We start from the raw sequence: 14106 nt of genomic DNA on the forward strand, positions 1-14106 counted from the left end.
TTTCTATGAAAAGAAAAACTGACTTTTTACTGATTTTTGCTTCTATAGTTGTTATTGTTTCTATACCACTTTTTTATGGCAGTGTATACACGAGGTTTAAAGAATTTACAATTAGAAGGGCTTTTGTTTCTGGTAAGGTTATAGGTGTTTCTCCATCGTATGTCTCAGGTATGGTAGTTAAGATGTATGTCAAAGAGGGTGATAGTGTAAAAAAAGGTCAGATGATAGCGTTAATTGATGATACCCTTTATAAAGCTGAGGTTGAAAAGAAGCAGAGCAAACTCAATAGTATGTTGTTTGAATTAGAAAGATTGGATAATATGACCAACTCTTATGCATACTCAAGCTTAAAGGATGAGATAGAGGTTTTAAAAAAAGATGTAAAGCTCTCTCAACTAATGCTTTCATATACGAGGATTGTAAGCCCAATCGATGGAGTTGTTGCTAAAGATGCAGTTCATGTTGGAGATAGTGTATCACCTTCGAGCGTTGTAGTTTATTTGTATAAGCCATCAACAATCTATGTTAGGGCATTTGTTGATGTAGAGAATGCTAAATATTTAAAGATAGGTAAGACCGTAATTTTGAAGGATGTAGCAACAAAGGCAAAAAGTGAGGGGAAAATAGAAAAACTCGGTGGAATAGATGTTTTTTCTATCTGCAATAACGGGAGATATATGCCGGTTAGTATATCTTTAAAATCAAAAAAAGGTTTTAACTTCTCAGATCCGGTTTTGGTTATAGTTAAGCGCTAATGGATTTATCCAGCCTAAAAGATGAGCAAAACAGACTTGCTCTAAAGCTAAATTTAAAGGATAGGATATCTCCTAATAGAGTTAGATTTGTTGCAGGCATAGATTTAACCTATTTAAATATTTGGAAAAACCCTACGCTTGGCATAGCCGCTTTGGTTGTCTGGGATGTAAAAGAAAAGTCTATTGTTGATGTTTTCTATTATGAGCAAGAGGTAGATTTTCCTTATATACCAACGTTTTTAGCTTATCGTGAACTACCGTTGGTTTTGGGCGTTTTTAAAAAGTGTAATGTTGAGGTTGATGCTTTTATGCTTGATGGCATGGGTATAATTCACCCTCGAAAACTTGGTATAGCTGCACATTTTGGCGTTGTTTGCGATGTTGTTTCTTTAGGGTGTGCTAAATCTCATCTTATAGGTGTTTATGATGAACCGGCTAACGTACCAGGTGATTATAAACCCGTTTTTGTTGAAAATGAATTACGTGGTTTTGTTATGCGTTCAAGGAAAAACGCAAACCCTATATTTATTTCGCCTGGCAACAATATAACGTCGCATTCAGCAGTTGAGACAACTCTTTTGTGTTTAGAGGGTTACAGGCTTCCCCAGCCAACAAGGCTTGCCCACAATTACCTTCAACAATACAGAAGAAAATTACTTAGCAGGTAAATTTATCTTGAACACAGCCCCATTTTTTGAGTTGTAAACCTCTATTGAGCCGTTTAGATGTTCCTCTATAATAATCTTGCTTATATATAAACCAAGCCCTGTACCCTTTTTTCCTTTTGTTGTGAAATATGCGTCAAATATGTAATTGATAATTCTTTCGTCTATACCACCGCCGTTATCCTCTATCTCTATTATAACTTTTTTGTTTTCTATGTTTGTTCTGATGATTATCATAGGTTTTTTTATGTTTCTATCTATGAGTGCATCCCTTGAATTGTTTAAGATATTAAATATCACGTGTTTAAGCTCGTTGCCGTATAATTCAATTGTGCAGTTGCAATTTAATTCGGTCTTTATCTCTATATTTTTGCTTGCGAAGTGGTCATTAATTATTCGCAATAGATTTCTTATTAGTTCATCTATATTTGTTGGTTCTTTTACTGTTTCTAATCTGAAAAAGTTTCTAAAATCATCAATTGTTTCACTTAAATGTTTTACGTGCTCAAGTATATTGTTTAGCTTTTCTGTAAATATTTTTTCGTCAATATTTCTGTCTGTTTGTATGTTAATTAAGAGATTATTCACAGTAGCTGATATCACGTTTAGAGGTTGCCTCCATTGATGCGCGATCATCATCATTGTATCACCTACTGCAGCAGCTTTAGATTGATGCATAATCATCCTATCTTTTTTTAGGTTTTTTTCAGTTTCTTCTTTTACTTTAATGTTTAGCTGTTTGTTTAGCTCGTTTAACTGTTCTTGTAGTTTTTTTATAGGAGTGATGTCAACAGCTGTTATTAGTATGACTTCTTTGTTTTTTATTTTGATCTTTGTGGCTTTAGCAAGTGTATTTAAGATAGTATTGTCTTTTTTTACAAAATTTAGCTCAAAAATACTTTTGTTTTCTATATATTTCTTGATTTTGTTTATTTCTTCAGATGATGGTAATAAGCTTTGTATATTCTTGTTTTGCAATTCTTCTTTTGAGTAATTTAATGCCTCAAGAGTTGTTTCATTAACTTCGAGATAGTTTCTATCAATCTTGTAAAGTAAAACCATCTGAATCGAATTTTCCATTATTATTTCAAAGTTTTTTAGTGATTCTTCAAGTCTTCTCTTTATTTTTGATAATTCTTGGTTCTTTTTGTAAAATTTTAAAATAATAAAGAAAAGGACAGATATGGATACAAGTGATAATAAAATAATGTGTAGTATAAATCTTTTATATATTTCTTTTGTTTTTTTTGCTAACTGATAAGAGATTATATCTTCTACGCCTTTTTTCCCTATTTTTGATAGTGATTTGTTTATTATACTAACAAGAGTAGGAATTTGCTTGTTTACCACCATAGAGATCTCTATGTATCTGTTTGCTGACCCTACAATCTTTATGTTTTTTAAATGTTTATTTTTTATGTAATAGGTGGCAATTAAAGAACTTGCTAAAGAAAAGCAATTGGGATTTTTGTCGAGATTTTTGAATACATTGTTATAAGATTTCATTTCTTTAACTGCTATCTGTGGGCATAATTGTTTTATCACTAATATAGGATATGTGTGTTCTACCTGAAGAAAAATTTTATTTTTAAGCTTACACAGAGAATTTACAAAGCCCATATTGTTTTTTGAAAATATAAACAGTTCTTCTTTCGCATATGGATTGCTGAAGATCGCCTGATTTTTTAGTAGTTTTTTATTCGCTATAAGAGGTATAAGGAGGCATTTGCCTTTTCTAAAAAACTCAAGCGATTGTTCAAAGTTTTGAGTTCTGATAAGGTTAAACTGTAGGTGAGTGATGCTGGATATCTTTTTTAATAGGTCTATAGATATACCTTCTGGTTTTCCATTTTTATCTGTAAACTCTAAGGGCTCTAAATTGTGTCTTATGCAGTAGTCTATTACAGGGTGGTTTTTAATAAAATCTAACTCTTTTTTTGTAAATAGTTCTAATTTGGGTGTTGTTTTTATATAGACAGATAAGTTTTCCGGTGGTTTTACTTTTAGAATTTTAGCAAATTTTGATAGTATATTTTTTACAATATCCTTGTTGATGTAGCCTATAATAAAAGTATTTTGCATGATTATATCTTCAAGGATGTTTGCTTCATATAACAAAGCCCTAAAGGATTTTCTTGGTGAATATTTGGCTAATATAATTTTGGCTATTTCTTTTTTGTGGGAAAGTGCGTACTGCCATCCCTTTATAGATGCCTGAGTAAATTTTTTCACTATATCTGGATGTTTCTTAATAAATTCTCTTGATGTAAAAAGGTTTCCTGAATAAGTGAATATGCCATAATTTGACGGATCGATTATGTTATACGCTACGCTAATCTCGTTCAGCAAGTATGTTTGATTTGTTATGTATATAGGTATTGCATCTACCTTACCCTCAATAAACGGTTTCATGGTGTATGCTCCTCTTTTTTTGATTATCTTTTTAAAACGAATGTGAAACTTTCTAATTAAAAAGCCCACACTGGTTAGTGTTATATCTGTTGCTCCGCATAATAACACCTTATTGTTTAAATCTTTGGGAAACAGTATGGACGGTTTAACCGCTAGAACCAGAGGAGATTTTTTAAAGAAGTTCGCGAGTAAAACTACAGGTTTCTTCTTTAGTATATATGTAAAGATTTCACTGTCTGCAACGCCAAAATCTGCTTTACCTTGTAAGATATCATCGATTGTATTGCCTTGTCGTATTCAATAATTTTTACATCTAATCCTGCTTTTTTGTAGAATCCTTTTTCTTTTGCCGCTATATATCCTGCAAATTCAAATTGATACTTCCAGTTTAATTTGAGTTTTACTTTAATTGGTTTTGCCAGTGATAAATGAGTTAAAAAGATAACTAGCAGTGATATTAGAAGACTTTTCATTTTTTTATAGAAGGTTCAGGTTTGCCTATATAATACCCTTGTGAATAATCGATGCCCAAAGATTTTACTATCTCAAATATCTCTTCATCTGCTACAAACTCAGCTATTGTTTTATAGCCCTGTCTATCTGAAAACATTTTAATCGCTTCAATAATATTTACATTACTTTTGTTGTTTTTTATATTCTTTATTAAGCTTGCATCAATTTTAATATAGTCTGGTTCATACTCTATAATGCGGGAAAAATTTGAGTAGCCACTACCAAAATCATCAATGGCTATCTTTGCTCCAACAAGTTTCATGTTTTTTATAAAGTTTTTTACCAGATGTTCATATTTTATGCTTTCATCTTCCAAAAGCTCTATAACCAAATTTTTTGCTATTGTAGGATTATTTCTTAACTCAACTATAAGTGTTTCTCGCGTTGTCTTATCTTCTATGTCTAAAGAGGATAAATTTATTGATATCTCTTTTCCTGTTTTCTCTATCATCTTTAATGTTTTTTCTATTACAATTTGTGTTATCTGTTTGTAATATTTTCCTATCTTAGCTATATTTAAAAATATATAAGGTGACAAAATATTACCATTTGAGTCTATAAGTCTTACAAGTGATTCATATTTCTCTATTTTACCTGTTTTGTTGTTTAAGATGGGTTGATAATAAGATGTAATTCGATTATGTTTTATTGCGTCTTTTATAATCCTCAATACTCTTATGTTTTCTTCTGCCTTTTTTTGCATTTTTTGGTATAAATCATCAGCTTTTACTATGTCTAATTTTTCGTGTTCTGCTTTCTTTATACATAAAGATGCATTTTTGTACATATGATCCTTCTCTTGGGTAAAGCTAATCAGTAATTCTATTTCATATTCGTATTGGCCAACTTTTATTGGTGTGTTTCTTATTTTTTCTTGGAATGACCTTAGGATGTTCAAAAAATAGTTTATGTTTTCATCTGAGATTTTATAGTCCTTTATAAATGCAAACTCTCCTTCACCCAGTTCAAATGTAAAGTCAAAGAGAAAATCTTTGGGCATTATTTTTTTAGCTTTTTTCATGAATTTATCTTGGAGTTGTTCAAGCATTTTTTCACTATATAGTGTTTCTAAGTCCTCGTAATTCTCAATTTTGCATAAAACAAGCACAGGGTTTTTTAACTCATTTATTTTGTCCTGTAAAACCTTTCTGGGGTTTATTAAATCCGTTACGTTTTCCCTTACGGCTATGTATTCTATTATGTTTTTCTTTTCATCTAAAATAGGAGCTATATGGGCTTTAAAGTAGCTAGCTTTACCATCTTTTGTTTTGTTTTTAACCAAACCTTTCCAGATTTTTTTTGACTGGATAACTTTCCACAGATTTTCGAAGGCGGCTTTAGGCATATCGGGATGTCTTACTATGCTGTGGGGTTTGCCTATTAATTCATCTTTTGAATATCCACTTGACTGGCAAAATTTCTCATTTGCGTACGTTATTATGCCCTTTGGATCTGTTTTTGTTACGGTAAAGCTCTCGTCTATTATTTGCTTATATTGATTAAGCAGCTCTAAAGCCCTATCCCTTTCCTTTCTGAGTATCGTTTTTTCCAATACCCTATATACAGATTCCATTAGCTGATCTATGTCTATAGGCTTTATTATGTAATCGTAAACGCCTATTTTTATACTTTCCATGAGATATTCTGTGTTGCTAAAAGCTGTTATAATAAGTATGGGTACTTTTTTGTCTATTTCTTTTATCTTCTTTATCATTGTTATGCCGTCCATCTTGGGCATGTTTATATCTGTTATTACTATATCGTGGTGGTATTTTTTGAACTTTTCAAAACCTTCTAAACCGTTTTTTGCCTCATCTATATTATTGAAAAAATGTGAAAGAAGTTGTATGGTTTCTAAACGACTGTTATCGCCGTCTTCTACATACAAAACTTTGATATCTTCTTCATTTTTTATCTTTTGTATCTTTTCAAATAATATTCTATCCATAAAACAACAAAATAATTTAAATAGAAATTTTTGTCAAATTTTTAACAAATTGACCCGTTTATGACATTACTACTTGAAAAAATTTTTAGTTTTGAGATAATTGACTTTGATTTAAAATAAGGAGTTTTTATGAAGCTGTTTCTCTCTGGTAATGAAGCCATAGCTTTTGGGTTGATTGAAGCCGGTGTGAGATTTATTAGTGGTTATCCTGGTACACCCTCAAGTGAAGTTTTACCTACAGCTATTAAAATAAAAGAGCAGTTTGGTATAAATGGTTATTTTGATTGGTCTGTGAATGAAAAGGTTGCATTTGAGGAGGCCACTGCTGCCAATTTTAGTGGCCTATCCGTTGCTGTGGTTATGAAACAGGTGGGCCTAAATGTTGCCATGGATCCTTATATGAATACGGCTATTGTTGGCAGTGTTGGTGGTTTTGTTGTTGTGGTGGCAGATGATCCTGGACCTCATTCATCTCAGACAGAGCAGGACTCAAGATTTTTGGCTCAATTTGCCAAGATTCCCGTATTGGAACCTTCAGGCCCGAAAGAGGCGTATGAATTTGCAAAGAGGGCTATAGAACTGAGCAGGGAGTATTCTTTACCTGTAATGCTTAGAACAACAACAAGGGTTTCTCATTCCCGAGAAGATATATCTATTGGAAAGATTACGAATATTGATATAAAACCCCAGTTTAAAAAAGATACAGATAGATTTGCAGCAACCCCACATTTTAGATTCCTGCTCCATCAAAAACTCAACGACAAACTCAAAGCTATAAAAAATAAATCGCAATTCAAGGAGCTTTATAATGGCAAGAAACTCATAATAACAAGCGGAATTAGCTTTGCTTATTTGTGTGATATAATTGATGAGTTTAATCTTGATAAAAAAGTTAAAGTTTTGAAGATAGATATGCCTTTTCCTTTGAATGAGTCTGAGTTGCAACGCTATGTAGATAACTACAATGATGTTTTAGTTATTGAGGAAGGTTATCCAGTTATAGAGAATCAGCTTATAAATAAAACCACTGTGAAAGGCAGGTGGAATGGTTTTGTTCCTTCTGAAGGGGAATTGACGATTGACGTGATAAAAGGTCTTTTGAGGGATTTTGGGGTTTTTGATTTTAAAGAAAATTCAGAGATGGTAAAGCCGCCTTTTAAAAGGCCATCTTTATGTCCTGGTTGTGGCCATAGAAGCGCCTTTTTTGCTATTAGAAGTGTTTTTAAGGATGATGCTATATATACCGGTGATATAGGGTGCTACACCTTGGGATTGAATCTAAAGGCCGTTGATACTGTTCACTGTATGGGAGCTTCAGTTTCTTTTGCCTATGGTTTTGATAAGGCTTTCTCTTTGGATGATAGCTCTAAATACATAGTGGCGACAATAGGTGATTCGACGTTCTTTCATTCCGGCATAACACCGTTAATAGATGCGATACACAACAATTCAAGGTTTATTTTAGTTATTCTGGATAATACAACTACAGCTATGACGGGCAACCAGCCAACACCGGCAAATCCGTTTAATGCTGAAAAAGGCAATGCAAATCCAATATCCATAGAGTCAATCGTTAGAGCTTTAGGTATTGAGTTTTTAAAAGTCAGAGATGCGTATGATATAGAGGGTACAGAGTCAGACCTTAAAGAGGCTAAATCATATATAGATACCCACAAAAAGCCGGCTGTTTTAATATTGAGGCATCCATGTGTCTATACTAAAGAGGGATTAAAAGCTAATCCTGTATTTAATGATGTTTATGTTGATAAAGATAAATGCACGGGCTGTAAGGTGTGCATAAATAGATTTGAGTGCCCTTCTTTGGTGTTTGATGCTTCTGATAAAAAGGTCGGGATAGATGTTTCAACATGCATAAAATGCGGACAGTGTGTATTTTCGTGTCCTTACGGTGCTATAAAGGTGATAAAATGAAGATTGTGATTTTGGGCGTTGGAGGAATGGGTGCTATTTCTCTTTCGAAAACTATAGCTTCGATGGCTATAAGTAAAGGCCTGTCTGTGAAATCCAGCGAGATACACGGTATGGCAAAGAAGGGTGGCTTGGTTGAGATTCAGATGAAAGTAGGTGAGGGCTTAAATGGCGTGGTGCTGCAGGGTGAGGCTGATTTTGTTATAGTTTTGGATGAGCGATATAGGGAGTATGGTTTTGCCTTTCTTAAGAAGGAGGGCAGACTTTTGATGGCAGAAGCCAATGTAAGAGAGCAAATAGCCAAAGAGTTTGGTGATGTTAAATTTGTAAGCTCCTATATTTTAGGTTTGTTTGTTAAGTTAGGGGATGTTTTTATTAAGGATGATGCTTTAGAAGTTTTGAGGAACTTTAAAGATGCAGATAAAAATCTAATGGCTTTTGGGAGAGGTTTGAAATGATTTTTAATAAAGAGATGGAAACATTGCCACGTGAAGAGATTGAGAAACTACAGCTTAAAAGATTGAAGGAAACCCTGGCAAGAATAAAGAAATCAAGTTCCGTATTTAGAGAAAAATACAAGGATATAGAGCCTGACGATATAAAGAGCTTAGATGATTTAAAACGGCTTCCCATGATTGAGAAGGATGAGCTAAGAAGGGCATATCCTTTTAGCCATATAGTATCTAAAGATGTAGATTGGATGAGAATGCACATGAGTTCAGGAACAACCGGGACTCCTGTTATAAACGTTATGACTAAAAACGATATAGCCCAATGGGGAGAAATAATGGCACGCTGCTACTATTCAGCAGGTGTTGGGGCTAATGACAGAATTCAAATAACTCCATCTTTTGGATTGTTTAACGGTGGTTTTGGCTTTCACTACGGGGCGGAGAGAATTGGCGCATTTATTATACCTATAGGCGCAGGAAGAACACGTCTGCAACTTAAATTCATTAAGGAGCTTGGCACCACCGCAATAACAGCTATAGCTTCTTATCCTTTAAGGTTAATGGAGGTTGCAAAGGAAATTGGTTTTGATTTTAGGAAAACCAATCTACGTGTTGCCATTTTAGGAGCTGAGGTTTGGTCTGACAGTTTAAGGAGAAGAATAGAAAGCGAAATGAATGTAGATACCTATGACATAATAGGTATGACAGAGACAGGTGGAGTGGGGTTAGGTATCGATTGTGAAGCTAAAAAGGGGATTCATATTTGGGAAGATCACTATATAGTTGAAATTATAGACCCAAAAACGGGAGAGGTTTTACCTGATGGAGAAGAAGGTGAAATGGTAGTAACAACCCTAACAAGAGAGGGGTTGCCACTTATTAGGTATAGAACCAGGGATATGACTAAGATTTTGTCTAAAGATATGTGCGATTGCGGGAGAACGCATTTGAGGATAGATAGGCTCAAAGGTAGAACGGATGATATGCTTAAAGTTAAAGGAGTTAATTTCTATCCTTCTCAAATTGAAAGCATTTTAATGAAATACGAACAGCTCTCACCCTATTACAATATCGTTATTGAAAAGATTAAAGGTAAAGGTAGTATGACTATTGTAGCAGAAAGAAGAAATGGGTTTAACTCTGAGCAGTTAGAGAAACTCTCAAATGAGCTTTATGATTTTTTGGGTTTCCATTGCCATATACAAATAGTTCCTGAGGGCACATTGGAGAGGCCGCAGGGTAAGGCTGTCAGGGTTATAGACAAAAGGGCTAAATAGATTTAAAAAGCAGCCGAATATGTAATATGAGATTGCTGCAAGTTCAGGAGGTTAAATGAACGCTGGTGGCATAGTCCTTACTCTATTAGCAGTTGTTGGAGCGTTTGTATATGAGGGTGGTAATCCTGCTGTTTTAATTCAGATTGGTGAGTATATAGTCTTGTTTGGTGCATTTTTCGGTATGTTGTTATCTAACGCTTCGCCAAGTGCCCTTAAGGGTGCTTTTGGGGTTATATTAGGTATTGCAAAACCAGACCCATACAACAAAAAGAACTATTTAGAGCTTTTGAAGATCGTTTATGACCTATCAACAAAGGTCAGAAAGGATGGTATCTTATCCTTGGAAGCTGTGGTTGATGATCCAGAGTCATCTCCTATTCTTCAGGATGCAGCCTTCTTTTTAAAAAACAAGGAAGCCAGAAGCTTGCTGATCGATGCGCTGAGAAATATCGTTACGGGAATCGAGGTTGAAAAGCTTGAGGAGATGCTTGACACTAACATAGAGAGTATAGAAAAAGAAGCTATGGCGCCTGCAAAAATGGTTGGAACACTTGCTGAGTCTATGCCCGGTATGGGTATTGTTGCGGCAGTTATGGGTGTTATTTTAACAATGGGTGCTCTGGGCGGTTCCATTCTTGTGATTGGTGAGCACATTGCTGCTGCTCTTACCGGTACATTTTTAGGATTATTGATGTGCTATGGTATATTCGGCCCTATGGCTAAGTATGCTGAATTTAAAACTGAGGATATGGTTGCCTATCTGAACGCCTTAAAGACTGGAATAATATACATTGCAAAAGGCGATGCGCCAATTATTGCTATGGAGGCTGTTAGAGAAAGTATTCCGCCACTTGCAAGGCCCGAGTTTGATGAGGCTGAATCCTTTGTAAAGGGTAAATAGTATGGCTGAAGAGAATCAAGAAGGTGGAATAGTTAAAAAATGCAAAAAGTGCAAGTGTGAAGAAGGCGGAGGTAGTGCGTGGGAAGTTGCATACGGCGACTTTATGACCTCCATGATGGCATTTTTCTTGGTCATGTGGCTTATAGCTGCCACAAATGTTAAACAAAGAAAAGTACTTTCCACCTATTTTACCCAACCCGGAGCAACATCTTTAACAGAAGGCTCATCTATGCTCCCATCCAAAGGGGTTTTTGATATAGGCTCAAGAAGTTTAACGGTATCACAGAGGATACCAGAGATGCCGTTACCGTCTGTTCAGCCACAGAAAACATTAAAAGGGAGGGGATTGATTCCGAAGGTATTGAGAAAAAGTGGCGGTGGAATAGGGCAGAGTAAACAGACAATGAATTTATATAATATAATGAAAAAGATTCAGCAGGTTATAGCAAGCAAAAAGGAACTTTTACAGTATAGAAATCAAATAAAGATGGAAATAACAGAAGAGGGGTTGCGTATTGTAATATTTGACAAAAATAAAAGGCCTATGTTCTATCCAGGTTCAGACAAACTCGAACCCTGGGCCAAAGAGGTGCTGGATATAGTAGCCAAACAGCTTGCCGATATTTCAAATAAAATAACAATAGAAGGTCATACAGACGCCAATCCTTATGTTATAGGTGGTTTGAGTAATTGGGATCTTTCAACAATGAGGGCCAATGCAGCAAGAAGAGAGATTCAAACAAATGGTGTTTCTGTAAGCAGGTTTGATAGTATTGTAGGCTATGGTGATACCAGGCCTGTTCCGGGTACAGACCCGAAAGATCCCATAAATAGACGTATTGTCATTTTGGTTAAAAAGATCTAAGGTAAACTATATTTATAATTTAACAATTTTTTAGAATACTTTTTATTACTTAGTTAAAATGGTATAATTCTTGACAATATTATACTTTTCTTGTATAAAATAGAAAAAGTTTAATAAATTTTCCATAGGGGGGAGATTATGGGTAAACAAAAAGGTGTTATCGAATCTAAACTTAAAGAAAACAGGGTTTTTCATCCTTCAATTGATTTTGCTCAGAAAGCAAATATAGATTCTGATGAATATGAAAGATTGAAGAAGTGGGCCGAAAGCGACTGGGAAGGTTTTTGGAAATATTTTGCTATAAAAAAAATAGACTGGTTTAAAAGGTTTGATGATGTATTAGATGACTCCAATCCACCATTCTATAAATTTTTTGTTGGCGGAAAACTCAATGTTTCTTATAACTGCTTGGATAGACATATAAAAAGCTGGAGAAAAAATAAGGCGGCAATTATTTGGGAAAGTGAAAATGGCGATACACGCATTATGACCTATCAAGAACTTTATATAGAGGTCAATAAATTTGCAAGCGTTCTGAAAACATTGGGTGTGAAAAAGGGCGATAGGGTTTTGATATATATGCCTATGATACCTGAAGCTGCTGTTGCTATGCTTGCAAGTGTCCGTATTGGTGCTGTTCATAGTGTTGTTTTTGGTGGTTTTTCCGCAGAGGCTTTAAGGGACAGAATAGAAGATGCTAAACCCAAGATAATAATTACTGCAGATGGTGGATTTAGAAACGGTAAGGCTATTCCTTTAAAAAGTAAAGTTGATGATGCTATGTCTGGTGTTGAGCATAAGGTTGATTATGTTGTTGTTGTAAGGCATATAGACAGAGACATACATATGAAACCGTTGAGAGATTTTTGGTATCAAGATCTTATGGGTGATCCCGATTATGCTCAAATTTACTGCCAGCCTGAAACTATGGACTCTGAAGATCCACTTTTCATTCTCTATACGTCGGGTTCCACTGGCAAACCCAAAGGCGTTGTTCATTCAACGGCGGGTTATCTGTTATGGACTATGCTTACAATGAAGTGGGTTTTTGATATAAAGGATGAGGATACATTCTGGTGTACTGCAGATATTGGTTGGATTACCGGTCATTCCTACGGTGTGTATGGACCCTTGGCTATGGGTTCTACAACAGTTATGTATGAGGGTGTTCCAACATATCCAACACCTGCAAAGTGGTGGGAGCTTGTTGAAAAGCATTCAATAAATATATTATACACAGCGCCTACGGCTATTAGAGCTTTGATGAGGTTAGGCAATGAATGGGTTTTGAAACATGATTTATCGTCATTGAGACTCTTGGGTACCGTTGGTGAGCCTATAAATCCAGAGGCATGGATGTGGTATTACCAGACAGTCGGAAACGAGAGATCTCCCATCGTGGATACATGGTGGCAAACAGAAACTGGAGGGCACATGATAACAACAGTTCCAGGGGCTCAGACTGCAAAACCCGGCTCAGCTGGAATGCCACTTCCGGGTATTTTTGCTGAAATCGTTGATACAGAGGGAAATCCTATAAATGATCCAAATAAGGGCGGCTTGCTTGTTATAACAAAACCATGGCCTTCTATGTTGCGGACTGTTTGGGGTGATGATAACAGATTTATTGAGACCTATTGGAAGAAATTTAAGAACAAAGGATATTACTTTGCCGGTGATGGTGCAAGGAAAGATGAGGATGGCTACTTCTGGATTATGGGTAGGGTTGATGATGTCCTGAACGTTTCTGGGCATAGGATAGGAACGATGGAAGTTGAGAGTGCTTTAGTCTCACATAGGTATGTGGCTGAGGCTGCTGTAGTTGGTAGGCCGGATGATATCACAGGTGAGGCTATTGTAGCATTCGTTGTACTTAAAGAGGGTGTTGATAAGACGCATCACGATGAGCTTGTAAGAGAGCTAAGAGAGCATGTGCAAAAGGAAATAGGTCCTATAGCAAGACCTCAGGAGATAATATTTACAGACACCCTTCCAAAAACCCGTTCAGGAAAAATCATGAGAAGGCTGCTTAAGGATATAGCATCTGGTAAGAAGATAGAGCAGGATATATCTACACTTGAGGATGCTTCTGTGTTGGATAAACTTGCTGAACTCAGGGATAAAATGGAAGAGGAGATGAACAAAAACGGAAACTCTAAAAAATAGATAGCTTGAACCTTTCCCTTCTGTGTAATTCATACACGGAAGGGCTTTCCTTGACTTTATCTGATAAATGTAATAAAAGTTTGTGATCTCCGAGCGGTTAAGCCTACGGGTTTATGCCTATGGTTTTTCCGCCGATAGGGTGTAGGCGGAAACGCTTGCGCCTCCCGTGTTTGGAAAGGAGGTAATTTAGCTATTTTATTGAAGTTTTTCCAATTTTTATAAA

General features: G+C 35.4%; 10 protein-coding genes, 1 pseudogene and 1 riboswitch. Of the genes and pseudogenes, 8 read left to right on the top strand and 3 right to left on the bottom strand.

Annotation, left to right across the window (positions count from 1 at the left end):
• The first annotated feature begins 5 nt into the window (after positions 1-5).
• Together HIPMA_RS02920 and HIPMA_RS02925 are read left to right on the top strand one after the other, a co-directional pair.
• Positions 6-755: an HlyD family secretion protein gene (locus HIPMA_RS02920; protein WP_013681580.1), complete on the top strand. Its 750-nt coding sequence runs from the start codon at positions 6-8 to the stop codon at positions 753-755.
• Positions 755-1423, top strand: coding sequence for an endonuclease V (locus HIPMA_RS02925; RefSeq protein WP_013681581.1), 669 nt, complete (start codon positions 755-757; stop codon positions 1421-1423). Before HIPMA_RS02920 ends, HIPMA_RS02925 begins: the two co-directional genes overlap by 1 nt.
• Here HIPMA_RS02925 and HIPMA_RS09080 read toward each other — a convergent pair.
• The 3 genes and pseudogenes from HIPMA_RS09080 to HIPMA_RS02940 form a co-directional block, all read right to left on the bottom strand.
• Positions 1409-3502, bottom strand: a complete 2094-nt coding sequence (locus HIPMA_RS09080; protein ID WP_245526349.1) for an ATP-binding protein — start codon at positions 3500-3502, stop codon at positions 1409-1411. The two genes, HIPMA_RS02925 and HIPMA_RS09080, sit on opposite strands and share 15 nt — an antisense overlap.
• A 147-nt stretch (positions 3503-3649) precedes the next feature.
• Positions 3650-4305: pseudogene (locus tag HIPMA_RS09710) on the bottom strand (ABC transporter substrate-binding protein); the annotation flags it as partial.
• Positions 4302-6293: an EAL domain-containing response regulator gene (locus HIPMA_RS02940; RefSeq protein ID WP_013681582.1), complete on the bottom strand. Its 1992-nt coding sequence runs from the start codon at positions 6291-6293 to the stop codon at positions 4302-4304. The gene HIPMA_RS02940 and the pseudogene HIPMA_RS09710, both read right to left, overlap by 4 nt.
• A 129-nt stretch (positions 6294-6422) precedes the next feature.
• On the opposite strand from HIPMA_RS02940, the gene HIPMA_RS02945 reads away from it, so the two are divergent.
• The 6 genes from HIPMA_RS02945 (at position 6423) to acs (ending at position 13883) form a co-directional block, all read left to right on the top strand.
• Positions 6423-8225, top strand: coding sequence for a thiamine pyrophosphate-dependent enzyme (locus tag HIPMA_RS02945; protein WP_013681583.1), 1803 nt, complete (start codon positions 6423-6425; stop codon positions 8223-8225).
• Complete coding sequence (locus HIPMA_RS09085; protein WP_013681584.1) at positions 8222-8680, top strand: 2-oxoacid:acceptor oxidoreductase family protein; 459 nt, start codon at positions 8222-8224, stop codon at positions 8678-8680. Before HIPMA_RS02945 ends, HIPMA_RS09085 begins: the two co-directional genes overlap by 4 nt.
• A complete protein-coding gene (locus tag HIPMA_RS02955; RefSeq protein WP_013681585.1) occupies positions 8677-9951 on the top strand; it encodes a phenylacetate--CoA ligase family protein in 1275 nt (424 codons plus the stop codon). The genes HIPMA_RS09085 and HIPMA_RS02955 overlap by 4 nt, the downstream gene beginning before the upstream one ends.
• Positions 9952-10006: 55 nt before the next feature.
• A complete protein-coding gene (locus HIPMA_RS02960; RefSeq protein ID WP_013681586.1) occupies positions 10007-10852 on the top strand; it encodes a motility-associated protein in 846 nt (281 codons plus the stop codon).
• A gap of 1 nt (position 10853) precedes the next feature.
• The gene (locus tag HIPMA_RS02965; protein WP_013681587.1) at positions 10854-11717 is read left to right on the top strand and encodes a flagellar motor protein MotB; all 864 of its coding nucleotides are present in this window, start codon (positions 10854-10856) and stop codon (positions 11715-11717) included.
• A gap of 138 nt (positions 11718-11855) precedes the next feature.
• Complete coding sequence (gene acs, locus HIPMA_RS02970; RefSeq protein WP_013681588.1) at positions 11856-13883, top strand: acetate--CoA ligase; 2028 nt, start codon at positions 11856-11858, stop codon at positions 13881-13883.
• A gap of 75 nt (positions 13884-13958) precedes the next feature.
• A riboswitch (molybdenum cofactor riboswitch) is annotated at positions 13959-14080 on the top strand.
• Positions 14081-14106 lie beyond the last annotated feature (26 nt).

The organism is Hippea maritima DSM 10411 (genome assembly GCF_000194135.1).
Taxonomy (GTDB): domain Bacteria; phylum Campylobacterota_A; class Desulfurellia; order Desulfurellales; family Hippeaceae; genus Hippea; species Hippea maritima.

What these genes read in the sequence shown, in the direction of transcription:
- HIPMA_RS02920 (WP_013681580.1), top strand. Translation starts at nt 6, where the DNA reads ATGAAAAGAAAAACTGACTTTTTACTGATTTTTGCTTCTATAGTTGTT.
- HIPMA_RS02955 (WP_013681585.1), top strand. Translation starts at nt 8,677, where the DNA reads ATGATTTTTAATAAAGAGATGGAAACATTGCCACGTGAAGAGATTGAG.
- HIPMA_RS02940 (WP_013681582.1), bottom strand. Translation starts at nt 6,293, where the DNA reads ATGGATAGAATATTATTTGAAAAGATACAAAAGATAAAAAATGAAGAA.
- HIPMA_RS02925 (WP_013681581.1), top strand. Translation starts at nt 755, where the DNA reads ATGGATTTATCCAGCCTAAAAGATGAGCAAAACAGACTTGCTCTAAAG.
- HIPMA_RS02965 (WP_013681587.1), top strand. Translation starts at nt 10,854, where the DNA reads ATGGCTGAAGAGAATCAAGAAGGTGGAATAGTTAAAAAATGCAAAAAG.
- HIPMA_RS02960 (WP_013681586.1), top strand. Translation starts at nt 10,007, where the DNA reads ATGAACGCTGGTGGCATAGTCCTTACTCTATTAGCAGTTGTTGGAGCG.
- HIPMA_RS02945 (WP_013681583.1), top strand. Translation starts at nt 6,423, where the DNA reads ATGAAGCTGTTTCTCTCTGGTAATGAAGCCATAGCTTTTGGGTTGATT.
- HIPMA_RS09085 (WP_013681584.1), top strand. Translation starts at nt 8,222, where the DNA reads ATGAAGATTGTGATTTTGGGCGTTGGAGGAATGGGTGCTATTTCTCTT.
- acs (WP_013681588.1), top strand. Translation starts at nt 11,856, where the DNA reads ATGGGTAAACAAAAAGGTGTTATCGAATCTAAACTTAAAGAAAACAGG.
- HIPMA_RS09080 (WP_245526349.1), bottom strand. Translation starts at nt 3,502, where the DNA reads ATGCAAAATACTTTTATTATAGGCTACATCAACAAGGATATTGTAAAA.